We start from the raw sequence: 14,369 nt of genomic DNA, 5'->3' as shown, positions 1-14,369 counted from the left end.
GTTTAGACCATAGAATTCCGTATACAGGGAATTCGGGCAGGAGGTTAATATGTTGGCCAAACCTAAAATCGGGTTAGCGTTAGGATCGGGAGGCGCCAGAGGACTTGCTCATCTCGGCGTGCTTTCCAGTTTACATAAGCACCAAATTGATGTGGATATGATTGCGGGGAGCAGTATGGGCGCTTTGGTCGGCAGCTTCTATGCCGCGGGGCATGACGTGGAAACGATGAAAAAAGTCGCCAAGGCTTTCAAACGGCGGATCTATGCTGATTATACGGTACCGAAACTCGGTTTTTTGAGAGGTGACCGTGTCAGGCAGCTCGTGCATGCTTATACATTCGGCAAACCGATTGAGGAACTCAAAATCCCTCTTGGAATTGTCGCGTGTGATCTGCAGACAGGAGAAAAGATTGTTTTCCGCAAAGGATCAGTGTCAGATGCGGTTCGGGCAAGCATCAGCATACCAGGCATTTTTATTCCGCAGAAGCTGGACGGACGGCTTCTCGTAGACGGCGCGGTGGTCGACCGTATTCCGGTTTCTGTTGTAAAAGATATGGGGGCTGACATTATCATCGCTTCAGATGTCTCCAGGGTTCGGAAAACCGAAAAGGCGGCGCATATTTTTGATGTAATCATGCAAAGTATGGATATACTGCAAAATGAATTGGTGCGACATCAAACGATTGCCGCTGATATCATGATTCGCCCTTCTCTTGAAACATACAGCTCCAGCTCGTTTGCCAATATTGATGAAATGATATCGGCAGGCGAGGAGGCAACAAACCGAATGATCAGCCAGATAAAAAAAGAAATAGAGAATTGGGAGGGCTAATAATTTGCTACGTAAAAAACATTTCAGCTGGATGCTTGTCATCCTCATACTGATTGCCGTTGTATCATTTATAAAACTGCCATACTATATTACAAAACCGGGAGAAGCGACAGAGCTCGGCTCACTGATAAAAGTGGAGGGGGGCTACTCGGAAACAGGGAGTCTGTCCTTAATGACTGTCAAAGTGGGACCGGCTAATCCATTTACATACGCATGGGCTAAAATGCACCCCTATTATGAAATTGTTCCTGATGAAAGCATCAAGGAAGAAGGCGAATCAGATAAGGAATATATGAAACGGCAGCTGCAAATGATGAAAAGCTCACAGGAAAATGCCGTCATCGCCGCATATCAAAAGGCAGGAAAAAAAGTAAGCTATTCCTTTAACGGCATCTACGCAAGCTCAGTTGTCGAAAACATGCCGGCGAAAGGGAAAATAGAAGTCGGCGATAAAATCATCAACGCGGACGGAAAAAACTATCAGTCTGCTGAAAAGCTGATCGATTATATCAGCAGCAAAAAAGCCGGGGATAAAGTAAAGTTAAAAATCGAAAGAGAAGAAAAAGAAAAGACGGTCACCCTTGCGTTAAAACAATTTCCTGATGAGCCTGGCCGTGCCGGAATAGGAGTTTCGCTGTATACGGACAGAAACGTCAAGGTAAAGCCTGATATTGATTTCGAAATCGAAAATATCGGCGGCCCGTCAGCGGGATTAATGATGTCGCTTGAAATCTATAATCAGCTGACAAAACCAGACGAAACAAAAGGCTACGATATTGCGGGAACCGGTACCATTGATGTTGACGGAAAAGTAGGCCCGATCGGCGGCATTGATCAAAAAGTCGTCGCCGCAGACAAAGCCGGCAAAGACATTTTCTTTGCTCCGAATCAAAACGGCGCAAGTAATTCAGATTACAAAAATGCAGTAAAAACAGCGAAAGACATTGATTCGGACATGAAGATCGTGCCTGTTGATACGATGCAGGATGCGATTGATTATTTGAATAAGCTGAAAGCGAAAAGCACCTAATATCCAGGTGCTTTTTTTATATGCTCAAAAAACGGTGTTCATCCTCGTCATATCGTATTGGGGCATGTCCGTATTCTTGTAAATCAAACTCGGTTCTAAGGGGCTCTTCAATCGCAAGGCTGTAGATTCTGCTTGCTTTAATATCCAGATCGAGAGCGGGGTGGGAAAAGGAGGCCAGCTTGCTGACAAGCGGAACGGACAGCTCCTTTTTCTTTTCTGATAAAAAGGCCTGTCCTTTTTTCGTCATCCCAAGTAGTCTGATATAAGGCACCTCCTCGACATTGAGCAGCCGGTGAATCTCCTGTTTTTTCGTTCTCGTTAAAATGTGTGTACTCATCCGCTGAAGCCTCGTCCACGTATATCGCTTTGTTTTCAGAAACTCCATAAATTCCTGATAGGAGCTGGCTTTTCTGATTGAACGGAGGATTCTGTTCTCCAGCCCTTCCTCAACCTCGTATATGTGCTGTAATTCTAAGGCTGTGAGAGTCGAAAGACTATATTTCAAGTAAGAAAAATAGCTTTCTGGTGTATGCCACAGCCCGAAAGACTTGCGGTAATTCGCTAATTCCCGTGCAGCTGCTGCGGGAAGAAACGTAACGCAGTCTTCAAAAGACTTTTCAATCAGGGCTTTTCTGATGCTGGTTGCGCTGGCGATATGGCTGTCTTCATCAGGAAGGTCGGCATCATGATAATCCGAGGAGATTCTCGATGTCGTATAGGGTTTCATTTCATATCCGCCGGAAAGAATCGATTTCACATAATGGTACCCCAAAATATTGTTCGGCTTCGACATATCAAGTCCGTTTTCTCTATGTAAAATGGATTTGAAGGCGATAGCAGCAGCTGATGGATAACTGGCACCCTTTTTAAGCTCTTCTTTGATACATTGATCAAACGAATCTTTATGCTCATCCATTACCTTTGCGGTTTCTAAAAACGGCTCAATTTGTCCGTTCTCACTCCCGAAAAACAGTGCCTCGCATCCCAGTTTGTTCAAAGTGGAGACGCTGCCGTGTGCAAAAATCTCCGCTTTTTGCACCGCGTAAAGATATGGCAGTTCGATTACGAGGTCGACCCCGCTTTGAAGTGCCATTTTTGTGCGGGCCCATTTGGATACAACAGCAGGCTCCCCGCGCTGCAGAAAATGTCCGCTCATCACCGCAACAGCCGTGTCACATCCGGTTTGCCGCTTGGCTGTTTGGGCATGATAAAGATGTCCGTTATGAAAGGGATTATACTCAACCACCAATCCGACAGCTTTCATATTTTTTCCGCCTTTCTTGCTATGTTTAAAAACGTATGGTACATTTGCAATTGAAAACTCTTACGTCTTTTTTGATTTAAGTGTATGCATAGTATATTCAGCTGTCAACGATGCTTGGCTGGCAGCATTATGCTGTAAAGAAAAAATATTGACAAAAACATTCTTAAAAGCTATAATCATGTTTGTTGCTTTCCTGAGGTGATACAAATGAAATGGACGATTTATCAGTTGCATCAAATGAAAAAACCGAGTTTTGAGTTTGATGAGACAGTTGAGTTACATGAGCTGACAAAGCTGAATTCTGACATTCGCCGCATTTCTCCTGTAAGGGTGAAAGGCAGAGCGGATATCAAATCTAAGCAGGTTTCGTTTGATTTTACGATCTCAGGCGAAATGATTTTGCCATGCTCAAGAACACTCGTTGATGTTCCGTATCCATTTACAATTTCGACAAAAGAACTGTTTATATTTCATCAGACGGATGATATAGAAGATGATGACGTTCACACTGTTGAGGACGATACTATCGACTTAACTCCGATCGTGAAAGAAGAAATTCTTTTAGAAATCCCTATGCAAATCTTTTGTGAATCTGAACAAGAAAAAGGAGCTGCTCCTCAAGAAGGAAAGGACTGGCAAGTCATTTCAGAGGAAGACAAGAAGAACAAAGTCGATCCGAGACTTGCAGCCCTTGAAAAGCTCTTAAAACAAGATGATGAATCTTAACTCTTTAAGGAGGTGGGAATAATGGCTGTACCTTTTAGAAGAACTTCTAAAATGAAAAAAAGATTGCGCCGTACACATTTCAAACTTAATGTACCTGGTATGACAGAATGTCCGTCATGCGGAGAGATGAAATTGTCTCACCGTGTATGCAAAGCATGCGGATCATACAACGGCAAAGACATAAATGTAAAAAGTAACTAATAAGAAAAGCGCAGGGTGAAAACCCTGCGCTTTTTCTTTTTTTCTTCCTGTCAGCTTGCAGAAAATTTGTGAGTGCAAATAGTCTATCTAATCTATTACCGGCATATGTATGAGATAAATAAGCTGACATGGAGGGAGATTGATTTGACCATTACAAGACAAGATGCTTGGACACAGGATGAGGATTTGCTGCTGGCAGAAGTTGTGCTTCGTCATATTCGCGAGGGCGGAACACAGCTTTCTGCCTTTGAGGAGGTCGGAAGGGCACTGACCAGAACAGCCGCTGCCTGCGGATTCAGGTGGAACTCTTATGTGAGAAAGCAATACCAATCAGGCATAGAACTGGCAAAAAAACAGCGGAAAGAACTAAGAAAACAAATTGGGGTTCATTCCGTCAATATGCCGCATTCCGTCAAGCAGGCTTCCCCGGCAGCTTCAGAGGGGAAAAGAGATTTGTCTATTCAGGATGTGATTGAGTTTCTCGAGCAGTTTAAAGAAGCGCCGTCCGCGCAAGAATTCCACGTTGAAAAGGAAAAAATGAAGGAGCAAATTCAGTCGCTGCAAAAAGAACTTGAGGATTTACGGAGTGAAAATCAAACATTGAGAAACCAGCTGGAGATGACAGAAGAGGACTATAAGGCACTGATCGATATTATGGATCGAGCCAGAAAAATGGTTGTTTCGAAGGAAGACGGGAGACTGAAAAAAACAGCTCAAGAAACGTAATGACCCTCAAATGAACCGGCCCTAGAGTCATCAAAGGCCGGTTGTTTCATTTCTATGCTGATTCACCCGGTGTCATTTCGCCATCCATATCCGGATGCCAGATGAGCGGGTTTTCCCCTTTGTCCCGCGCCATGTCATATTTGACTGGTTCAAAGTTCATTTTACTAAAAAACTCTGCTGATTTAATCCGAGAATTTGTTCGAATCGGCATTCTGAATGATTTGGCGAATTCAACCAATGCTGTACCGTAGCCCCTGTTTTGATAACCTGGAAGGACCTCAAGCTTCCAAAGCTCTAAGTAATCCTGGTGTTGGTCGAAGTAAGGATTTGATTTGCCATTGACTTGATACAGACTCATTCGCGCTACCAGTTTATCCCCGAAATAAATCCCATAAAAAGGCGAAGTGCTGTTATTTTCAATGATATTTTCTTGAAGATCTTCAAGCATTGAGAGTTCTTGTATACCGTATTCTTTGAATTTCTTGAATTCTTCAAGCGTTTTATAGTTGACGAGCAGACGTTCTACTTTAATCAAATTAATCTCCCCCTTTGTTGTTCTCTACATATATTGTAAACGCTTTATTTAAAAAATCCAAATATTTAAACTTTAATTTAAGGTTTTGAAATCTCTGTGAAGTATTTTTTTCATACTTCTGCTATGATAATACGTAAATGTTAAATTGGGTGTGACATCATGAAAATTGGAATTATCGGCGGGGGCTCCGTCGGTCTTTTATGTGCCTATTATTTATCTTTGGATCATGAGGTGACTGTTTTGACAAGGCGGGATGAACAGGCCGCAGCGATTCAATCGGAAGGGATTCAGCTTTATAAAGCCGGAAAAGCGTTCAATGCTCATTGCAGCGCGGGCACAGCTATTGATTCATGTTTTGACCTTCTTGTCGTGACAGTGAAACAGCATCAGCTTCGGACTGTTTTCCCGATGCTTGAACGAATCAAAAAAACAAATATTTTATTTTTGCAAAACGGTATGGGCCATATTCACGGCCTTAAAGACTGGGGGGCTGACCATTCCGTTTATGTTGGGATTGTTGAGCACGGAGCTGTAAGGAAATCGGATACAGCAGTTGAACATACAGGTATTGGTGCGATAAAATGGAGCGCATTCAAGCATGCTGAACCAGATCGGCTGAACGCGGTGCTCCAGCATAACCATTCCGAATTCCCAATTCGCTATGAGATGGATTGGTATCGACTGCTGACGGGCAAGCTGATCGTAAACGCCTGCATCAATCCGTTAACTGCGCTGCTGCGTGTGAAAAATGGAGAGCTGTTGACTGTGCCTGCTTATTTTTCTTATATGAAGCTCGTTTTTCAAGAGGCGTGCAGCATTTTGCGGCTGGAAGATGAAGAGGCGGCCTGGGAGCGTGTGCGTGCAGTTTGTGAGCAAACGAAAGACAATCGCTCTTCCATGCTGGTCGATGTGACCGCCGCACGGCAGACGGAGGCTGACGCCATCCTCGGATATTTGCTGAAAGAAGCACAGCTTCAAGGCTGCGACGCTGTTCACCTTGCGTTTTTACATGGCAGCATCAAAGCTTTGGAGCGAAACCCAAACAAAGTCTTTTGAGCTTTTCTGGTAACATGCTATACTCATTTCGGATAACTAACTATTTATTGGAGAAAGGAAGTTCTAGAAGATGCAGCTAACTGAACTTTCCATCAAAAATCAGAATGTGTTTGTACAGCACTATATAGATGGTAAAGAAGAAATGTCTTCTTTTTTTGATTACAGCATTCATCATAAGGATATGTGGCAAGAAAGACTGAAAGATTTATCCTCGCGGGTTTTCGCAAGAGAGGAATTGACAGCCTATTTATCCTCTTATCACAACAAATTCGGCTCAAGCGCCATGCAGCATTCTATTGAGAAGCTGAAGGATCCGTCAAGTGTTGCTGTTGTCGGCGGACAGCAGGCAGGGCTTTTAACAGGACCGCTTTACACTATACATAAAATCATCTCAATTATTGTTTTAGCAAAGGAAAAGGAAGAACAGCTGCAAGTGCCTGTTGTACCGATCTTTTGGGTTGCCGGAGAAGACCATGATTTGGATGAAATTAATTTTGTCCACACGTTAGAAGAAAGCGGTCCGGTGAAAAAAAAGCTTCCGCAGTCTTACTGGAAAAAGTCATCTGCCGCCAACACACCGCTTGACCAAGACAAATGCGCCGCATGGATAGACGATGTGTTTGCGGCTTTTGAAGAAACAGACCATACGAACACACTTCTAGAACATGTGAAACGATGTTTAAGGGAATCTGTTACGTTTACTGATTTCTTTGAACAGCTGATTGCGGATCTGTTTCAAGAGGAAGGCTTAGTATTGTTAAATTCCGGAGACCCGGGAATTAAAAAGCTGGAAACCGCCATGTTCCAAAAGATCCTCCGTGACAATGATGAACTTGCACACGCTGTTTCTAAACAGCAGGACTTCATGCGCGAAGCGGGCTACAAGCCGATTATCGAGTCTGGAAAAGAGCAGGCACATCTGTTTTATGAATATGAAGAGGAACGCTTTTTAATTGAGAAGGACAACGGCCGCTTTGTGATTAAGGAGCTTGATCTGGCATGGTCGATGGATGAACTTTATACGCATATAGAAGAACAACCTGAACGCTTCAGCAATAATGTTGTAACCAGACCGTTAATGCAGGAATTTTTGATTCCTACCTTGGCATTTATCGCGGGCCCCGGTGAAATCAACTATTGGGGTGAGCTTAAACAGGCTTTTGCAGTGATGGGCTTTAAAATGCCTCCTGTTATGCCGAGGCTGAACATCACGATAGTCGAGCGCCATATTGAGAAAAAACTGGCTGAACGAAAGATATCATTACAAGAGGCGATAGAAGGCGGGACGGAAAACCAAAAAGAAAAATACTTTGAACACCAGATTCCGGAAGAGTTTACCGCGGTGATTGAGCAAGCGAAAAACCAGATTGAAGCGATTCATAAAACCGTCCGGCAGGAGGCGCTTAAGGTTGATCAGAGCATGGAGCCTTTGCTCTTGAAGAACGCGGCGTTTATTCAGGATCAGCTTCAGTTTTTAGAGCGTACAGTGACAAAACGAATTGAAGAAAAAGAAGGCTATGTCTTAAGGGATTATGAGAGAATCCAAAATAGCATTAAACCATTGCTCGCACCGCAAGAGCGAATTTGGAATATCATGTATTATTTAAACAGGTACGGTCCAAAATTCTTCACATCATTCAAGAATCTGCCATTTTCTTTTCAAAATCAACATCAAGTTGTCAAACTTTGAAATAAAGTTTTAAAGAACCCTGAATAGTTCAGGGTTTTTTTTTATGTATAAACAGTGTAAAATGAAGTTGTGGAGAGAAGTGGTGGATAGTGGTGAGTTAAGGAGAGAAAGTGGGGCAAAAGATCATGTTTATGGGTGAATACCAGCATACAATCGATGCGAAAGGCCGCATGATCGTACCCGCTAAATTCAGAGAAGGCCTCGGTGAGCAGTTTGTGCTGACAAGAGGACTTGATCAATGTCTCTTCGGTTACCCTATGCACGAGTGGAAACAGATTGAAGAAAAATTAAAAGCTCTTCCTCTCACAAAAAAAGATGCCCGCGCATTTACCCGTTTTTTCTTTTCAGGTGCGACAGAATGCGAACTGGACAAGCAGGGCAGGGTGAATATCGCATCATCTCTATTGAATTACGCTAAACTGGAAAAAGAATGTGTTGTTATCGGGGTTTCGAATCGAATTGAATTGTGGAGTAAAGTAATTTGGGAACAATACACAGAAGAGCAAGAAGATTCATTCGCTGAAATTGCTGAAAACATGATTGGGTTTGATATATAATGAATCTTCGTGTATAACACTCTAAAAACAATTTCAATTCATCCTGATAAAAGGTGGGACCAACACAAATGTTTCAACACAAGACAGTACTTCTTCGTGAAACCGTTGACGGCCTAAATATTAAACCGGACGGTACATATGTAGACTGCACACTCGGCGGAGCTGGGCACAGTACATATTTATTACAGCAGTTATCAGAGAAAGGGCGTTTAATCGCTTTTGACCAAGATGACACGGCATTACAGCATGCGGAAAAAGCGTTGTCCGATTATCAAGGACAGCTTATTCTGATTAAAAGCAACTTTAGGTATTTAAAAGAATGTTTACATGAACACGGCATTACTGAAGTAGACGGTATTTTATTTGATTTAGGGGTGTCTTCCCCGCAGCTGGATACACCGGAAAGAGGATTCAGTTACCATCATGACGCACCTTTGGACATGAGGATGGACCAGTCGGCCACGCTTACGGCGAAAGAGGTCGTAAATGAGTGGCGCTATGAGGATCTTGTCCGTATTTTCTTTAAATACGGTGAAGAGAAGTTCAGCAAACAGATCGCCAGAAAAATTGAGGAGGCAAGAAGCAAATCTCCTATTCAAACTACGGGCCAACTGGTCGATCTAATAAAAGACGCGATTCCCGCTCCGGCCAGAAGGAGCGGAGGACATCCCGCAAAACGCGTGTTTCAGGCAATCAGAATTGCTGTGAACGATGAACTGAAGGTTTTTGAAGAGGCTTTGGAGCAAGCGATTGACGTGTTAAAGCCGGGGGGCAGGGTATCAGTGATTACCTTCCACTCACTTGAGGACAGAATTTGTAAATCTACGTTTAAAGAGAAGTCGTCACTTCCGGAACTTCCTCCGGGTCTTCCTGTTATACCGGAAGAGTTTGAACCGGAGCTCAAGCTTATCACAAGAAAACCGATCACGGCATCTGAAGAAGAGTTGGCAGAAAACAATCGTGCTCGTTCTGCGAAGCTTCGAATTGCTGAAAAAAGAAAATAACAATACGCGAACGCAAACTTAAAAGGAGGTCATCAGCCTATGAGCAATTTAGCTTATCAACCAGAGAAACAGCAACGGCATGCGATCAGTCCTGAGAAAAAAGTGATTGTCAAGAAAAGGGCTTCCATTACACTCGGAGAAAAGGTGCTTCTCGTCCTCTTCGCTGCGGCAGTGCTGAGCGTATCGCTTTTGATCGTATCGAAGGCATATGCGGCTTACCAAACAAATATAGAGGTGCAAAAGCTTGAGGAGCAAATTTCGTCCGAAAACAAGCAGATTGGTGACCTCGAAAAAAGCGTTGCTGATTTAAGCAAGCCGCAGCGCATTATGGATATTGCGAAAAAGAACGGCTTGAATTTAAAAGATAAAAAAGTGAAAAACATACAGGAATGATTCAAATGCCAAAAAAGAATAAATTTATGAACAGAGGAGCGGCGATTCTAAGTATTTGTTTCGCTCTCTTTTTCTTTGTCATCCTTGGGAGAATGGCATATATTCAAATAACCGGAAAAGCCGACGGTGAAGTGCTTGCGACAAAAGCGACAGAGCAGCATGAAAAGAAACGGACAATCGAAGCGAGCCGGGGCTCCATTTTAGACAGAAATGGAAAAGTGATTGCTGAGGATACAGCTACGTATAAGCTGATCGCTGTTCTTGATGAAAAAATGACAACTGACAAAAAGCATCCGCAGCATGTCAAGAACAAGGAAAAAACAGCGGAAGAACTGTCTAAAGTGATAGATTTGGACAAGGCTGAAATCCTTGATATCTTAAATAAGAAGGGTGCAAAACAAGTTGAGTTCGGATCCGCAGGCCGGGATATTACCTATTCCCAAAAACAGAAAATCGAAAAGCTGAAACTTCCGGGAATTTCATTTTTGCGTGATACAAAGCGGTACTATCCGAACGGCATATTTGCGTCCAACTTAATCGGCTATGCCGAGGTTGACCAAAAAACAAATGAAATTACGGGCGCGATGGGCTTAGAAAAAGTGCTGGATCAGTATTTGAAGGAGCGGGACGGATACGTAACATATGAAAGTGACAAATCCGGCTGGGAGCTCCCGAACAGCAAAAATAAAATTACAGCGCCAAAAAATGGTGACAATGTATATTTAACCATTGACCAGAAAATTCAAACCTTTTTAGAAGACAGTATGACAAAAGTGGCGGAAAAGTATAAACCGAAAAAAATCATGGCCGCAGTTGTTGATCCGAAGACGGGAAAAGTGCTAGCCATGGGGCAGCGTCCAAGCTTTGACCCGAATACGCGCGATGTGACGAATTATTATAACGATTTGATTTCATATGCGTATGAGCCCGGGTCGACAATGAAAATCTTTACACTTGCAGCTGCGATACAGGAGAATGTGTATAACGGCAATGAAAAGTACAAGTCCGGAACATATATAGTTGGGGGAGAACCTGTAAGGGACCACAATGATGGTGTAGGGTGGGGGCCAACAACATATCATGACGGTGTTGTAAGGTCTTCAAATGTTGCTTTTGCCAAACTGACTAATGAAAAATTGGGCTATTCCCGGTTTAATGAGTATCTTCATAAGTTCAATTTCTATCAAAAAACAGGTATTGACTTGCCAGGTGAAGTATCAAGTAAAATGAATTTTAAATATGAATTTGACAAAGCATCGACTGCATATGGCCAAGCCTCTGCTGTTACACCAATTCAACAGCTGCAGGCTGCAACTGCAATAGCAAATGACGGTAAAATGATGAAACCCTATGTCATAGACCATATTGTTGATCCTGACAAGAAAAAAACCATTTATCAAAATAAACCTCAGTCCGCCGGTACCCCAATTTCTGCGGATACCGCTAAAAAGGTTCGTAATATTTTAGGTGATGTCGTTACATCTGATATCGGTACTGGACAGCCATATAAAATTGAAGGTTTTGATGTGGCTGTTAAAACCGGAACAGCGCAAATTGCCGGACAAAACGGTTATCTGTCTGGACGCGATAATTACGTATTTTCTGTCATGGGAATGGCGCCTAAAGATGATCCTGAGCTGCTGATCTATGTTGCAGTGCAGCAGCCGCAATTAGAAAATGATGAAACAGGTTCTAATCCAGTATCAGAAATCTTCAACCCAACAATGAAAAACAGCCTGCACTACCTGAACATTGAACCGACTGAAACGTCTGATTCAAATAAGGAAGAAACGAAAGCGCAGGCGATGCCTGAATTAACAGATCAAACTGTAACAGGTGCTCAAAAGAAAGCGAAAGCCGAAAACCTCACACCGATTGTGATCGGAAGTGATATTGCGGTAAAAGAGCAATATCCAAAAGCGGGTGAGGAAGTTTTGACCAATCAGAAGGTCTTCCTGAAAACGGGGGGCAAAATCAAGATGCCTGATATGACAGGCTGGTCGAGAAGAGAGGTTCTTCAATACGGCGATTTGGCAGGAATTCATATTGAAGTGAGCGGACAAGGTTACGCTGTGAGCCAAAGCGTTAAGAAGGACAAAGAAATAAAAGACGGTACTGTGATCAAGGTGAAGTTTAAGAATCCTGATTAAATAGAAAGAAAGCTTACCCCGTCGGGTAAGCTTTCTTTTTTTATATCTCCAAAGAGGAGCGCCGTTCTACCTGTCTATACGCAGGCATAAAATGAAACAAGCCTAAATAAGGAGTGAACGGTGCCTTGCGCGTCTCGAATGTAACGGTTAGAAAACGTTTATTATTTGTTTTGCTTTTTGGAGTGATCGTATTTCTGATCATTGATACAAGGCTGGGGTATGTTCAGTTTGTCATGGGGGAGAAACTGACTTCTCTGGCGAAGGATTCCTGGAGCCGGAACCTGCCGTTTGAGCCGGAACGGGGAGAGATCCTTGATCGGAACGGCGTTAAGCTTGCCACAAATAAAAGTGCACCGACCGTATTTGTCGTGCCGCGCCAAGTCCAGAATCCGCTGAAAACGAGCAAACAGCTGGCTGCGGTGTTAAATATGTCTGAAGAAAAAGTATATAAGCACGTCACGAAAAAAGCATCGATAGAAAAGATTACGCCAGAAGGGAGGAAAATTTCAAATGAGAAGGCAAAAGAAATCAAAGCGCTCGATTTAAAAGGGGTGTATGTAGCGGAGGATAGTATCCGCCATTATCCGTTCGGCAGCTTTTTATCTCATGTGCTTGGGTTTGCCGGTATTGATAACCAAGGACTTCTTGGGCTTGAAGCCTATTATGATAATGATTTAAAAGGAGAAAAAGGCTCTGTTAAGTTTTATACAGATGCCAAAGGGAAGAAAATGCCCGATGAAGCGGATGACTACACGCCTCCTAAGGATGGACTCGATATGAAGCTGACTGTGGATTCGAAGGTGCAAACCATAATGGAACGAGAGCTTGATAATGCTGAAGCTAAATATCATCCAGACGGTATGATTGCAGTCGCAATGAATCCGAAAAACGGAGAAATACTTGGAATGGCAAGCAGACCTGACTTTGATCCGGCTGATTACCAATCTGTTGACCCGTCTGTTTACAATCGGAATCTCCCTGTATGGAGCACATACGAGCCGGGTTCTACCTTTAAGATTATTACACTTGCGGCGGCTCTGGAGGAGCAAAAAGTCAACTTAAAACGCGACCAATTTTATGATAAAGGGCATGCAGAAGTAGACGGAGCAAGACTGCGCTGTTGGAAAAGGGGCGGCCACGGGCTGCAAACGTACCTTGAAGTTGTGCAAAACTCCTGTAACCCCGGCTTCGTTGAATTGGGCGAGAGATTGGGCAAAGAAAAGCTATTCAAATATATAAAAGGCTTTGGATTTGGCCAAAAAACCGGGATTGACCTGCAGGGGGAAGGAACAGGGATTTTATTTCCGCTTGACAGAGTAGGCCCGGTTGAGCAAGCGACAACCGCCTTCGGACAGGGAGTATCCGTCACGCCGATTCAGCAGGTTGCAGCCGTTTCTGCCGCTGTTAACGGCGGCACGCTCTACACACCTTATATAGCAAAAGAGTGGCTTGATCCGGTCACCAAAAAAACTGTCAAAAAACAATCGCCAATCGCCAAGAAACAAGTCATTTCTAAGGAAACATCAAAACAAATCCGCTATGCTTTAGAAAGCGTCGTTGCAGAAGGCACCGGACGCAATGCGTTTGTCGAAGGCTATCGTGTCGGCGGAAAAACAGGAACAGCACAAAAGGTTAAAGATGGAAAATACCTCGAAAACAACCACATTGTATCATTTATCGGTTTCGCTCCGGCTGACGATCCGAGTCTTGTCGTCTATGTCGCGGTGGATAACCCGAAAGGCACGATTCAGTTTGGCGGAACCGTTGCAGCGCCTATTGTGGGAAGTATTATGAGAGACAGCCTGCCGGAGCTTGGTGTTAAGCCTAGGAAAAATCAAATCGAAAAAAAATACCAATGGAACGACACAAAAACAATAGAAGTTCCGAATGTTGTAGGGATGTCTGTCTCAGATCTTGAGTCACTCTTGGTGAATCTGAATATAGATGCTTCCGGAAAAGGAAGCAAAATCGTCAAACAATCACCAGCTGCAGGAACAAAAGTAAAAGAGGGCTCTAAGATACGTGTTTATTTGACTGAAGAAGATGAAAAGGAGGCAGCCGATTAATTCGGGCTGCCTATTATTTTATTGCAGAAAAATGCTGATATCTTTCAAGATTAGCTGGATGTATCCTTTTTTTACGCTAAAATATGAACTGTATGCTTAAAAGTCATTATCACATCATTTGATGTGACTTCAATGATAA

General features: G+C 43.2%; 14 protein-coding genes and 1 pseudogene. 12 read left to right on the top strand and 3 right to left on the bottom strand.

The features are described 5' to 3' along the window. Positions 1 to 52 precede the first annotated feature (52 nt). Both AU387_RS12940 and ddcP read left to right on the top strand, forming a co-directional pair. Positions 53 to 832, top strand: a complete 780-nt coding sequence (locus AU387_RS12940; protein ID WP_044156759.1) for a patatin-like phospholipase family protein — start codon at positions 53 to 55, stop codon at positions 830 to 832. A 4-nt stretch (positions 833 to 836) separates the two neighbouring features. Continuing rightward, on the top strand, positions 837 to 1,862 hold the full coding sequence (gene ddcP / locus AU387_RS12935) for a protease DdcP (protein ID WP_059335843.1): 1,026 nt from the start codon (positions 837 to 839) through the stop codon (positions 1,860 to 1,862). Positions 1,863 to 1,878: 16 nt separating this feature from the next. On the opposite strand, the gene AU387_RS12930 is transcribed toward ddcP, so the two are convergent. Both AU387_RS12930 and AU387_RS21825 read right to left on the bottom strand, forming a co-directional pair. After that, positions 1,879 to 3,126, bottom strand: coding sequence for a nucleotidyltransferase (locus AU387_RS12930; RefSeq protein WP_059335842.1), 1,248 nt, complete (start codon positions 3,124 to 3,126; stop codon positions 1,879 to 1,881). Further along, positions 3,123 to 3,306, bottom strand: a pseudogene (locus AU387_RS21825) (hypothetical protein). The gene AU387_RS12930 and the pseudogene AU387_RS21825 overlap by 4 nt, the downstream one beginning before the upstream one ends. Before the next feature lie 27 nt (positions 3,307 to 3,333). Between AU387_RS21825 and AU387_RS12925 the strand changes: the two are divergent. From AU387_RS12925 to gerR, 3 genes are all read left to right on the top strand, one after another. Then, a complete protein-coding gene (locus tag AU387_RS12925; protein ID WP_024121301.1) occupies positions 3,334 to 3,852 on the top strand; it encodes a YceD family protein in 519 nt (172 codons plus the stop codon). 21 nt (positions 3,853 to 3,873) lie between these two features. Next, complete coding sequence (gene rpmF / locus AU387_RS12920; RefSeq protein ID WP_003154457.1) at positions 3,874 to 4,053, top strand: 50S ribosomal protein L32; 180 nt, start codon at positions 3,874 to 3,876, stop codon at positions 4,051 to 4,053. 144 nt (positions 4,054 to 4,197) lie between these two features. Beyond that, the gene (gene gerR / locus AU387_RS12915; protein ID WP_044155989.1) at positions 4,198 to 4,779 is read left to right on the top strand and encodes a sporulation-specific transcriptional regulator GerR; all 582 of its coding nucleotides are present in this window, start codon (positions 4,198 to 4,200) and stop codon (positions 4,777 to 4,779) included. A 52-nt stretch (positions 4,780 to 4,831) separates the two neighbouring features. On the opposite strand, the gene AU387_RS12910 is transcribed toward gerR, so the two are convergent. Continuing rightward, positions 4,832 to 5,314 (bottom strand): N-acetyltransferase, encoded by a 483-nt coding sequence (locus AU387_RS12910; RefSeq protein ID WP_044155988.1) that lies wholly within the window; start codon positions 5,312 to 5,314, stop codon positions 4,832 to 4,834. 159 nt (positions 5,315 to 5,473) lie between these two features. Between AU387_RS12910 and AU387_RS12905 the strand changes: the two genes are divergently transcribed. From AU387_RS12905 to AU387_RS12875, 7 genes are all read left to right on the top strand, one after another. Beyond that, positions 5,474 to 6,370, top strand: a complete 897-nt coding sequence (locus AU387_RS12905) for a 2-dehydropantoate 2-reductase (protein ID WP_059335841.1) — start codon at positions 5,474 to 5,476, stop codon at positions 6,368 to 6,370. Between the two features lie 70 nt (positions 6,371 to 6,440). Beyond that, a complete protein-coding gene (gene bshC / locus AU387_RS12900) occupies positions 6,441 to 8,060 on the top strand; it encodes a bacillithiol biosynthesis cysteine-adding enzyme BshC (RefSeq protein ID WP_059335840.1) in 1,620 nt (539 codons plus the stop codon). 125 nt (positions 8,061 to 8,185) lie between these two features. Further along, positions 8,186 to 8,617 carry a division/cell wall cluster transcriptional repressor MraZ gene (gene mraZ / locus AU387_RS12895; RefSeq protein WP_003221402.1) on the top strand — a complete coding sequence of 144 codons (432 nt, stop codon included), beginning with the start codon at positions 8,186 to 8,188 and terminating at the stop codon, positions 8,615 to 8,617. Positions 8,618 to 8,685: 68 nt separating this feature from the next. Beyond that, entirely contained in the window at positions 8,686 to 9,621 is a 936-nt protein-coding gene (rsmH, locus tag AU387_RS12890) for a 16S rRNA (cytosine(1402)-N(4))-methyltransferase RsmH (protein WP_059335839.1), read from the top strand. 39 nt (positions 9,622 to 9,660) lie between these two features. Next, entirely contained in the window at positions 9,661 to 10,014 is a 354-nt protein-coding gene (gene ftsL, locus AU387_RS12885) for a cell division protein FtsL (protein WP_003232200.1), read from the top strand. Positions 10,015 to 10,019: 5 nt separating this feature from the next. Further along, entirely contained in the window at positions 10,020 to 12,164 is a 2,145-nt protein-coding gene (pbpB, locus tag AU387_RS12880) for a penicillin-binding protein 2B (RefSeq protein ID WP_059335838.1), read from the top strand. Between the two features lie 125 nt (positions 12,165 to 12,289). Then, complete coding sequence (locus tag AU387_RS12875) at positions 12,290 to 14,230, top strand: stage V sporulation protein D (protein ID WP_044155982.1); 1,941 nt, start codon at positions 12,290 to 12,292, stop codon at positions 14,228 to 14,230. The last annotated feature ends 139 nt before the right edge of the window (positions 14,231 to 14,369 follow it).

Source organism: Bacillus halotolerans, assembly GCF_001517105.1.
GTDB lineage: Bacteria > Bacillota > Bacilli > Bacillales > Bacillaceae > Bacillus > Bacillus halotolerans.
Note: the sequence above shows the minus strand (reverse complement) of the source record. Positions and strands in the feature narration are given on the sequence as shown.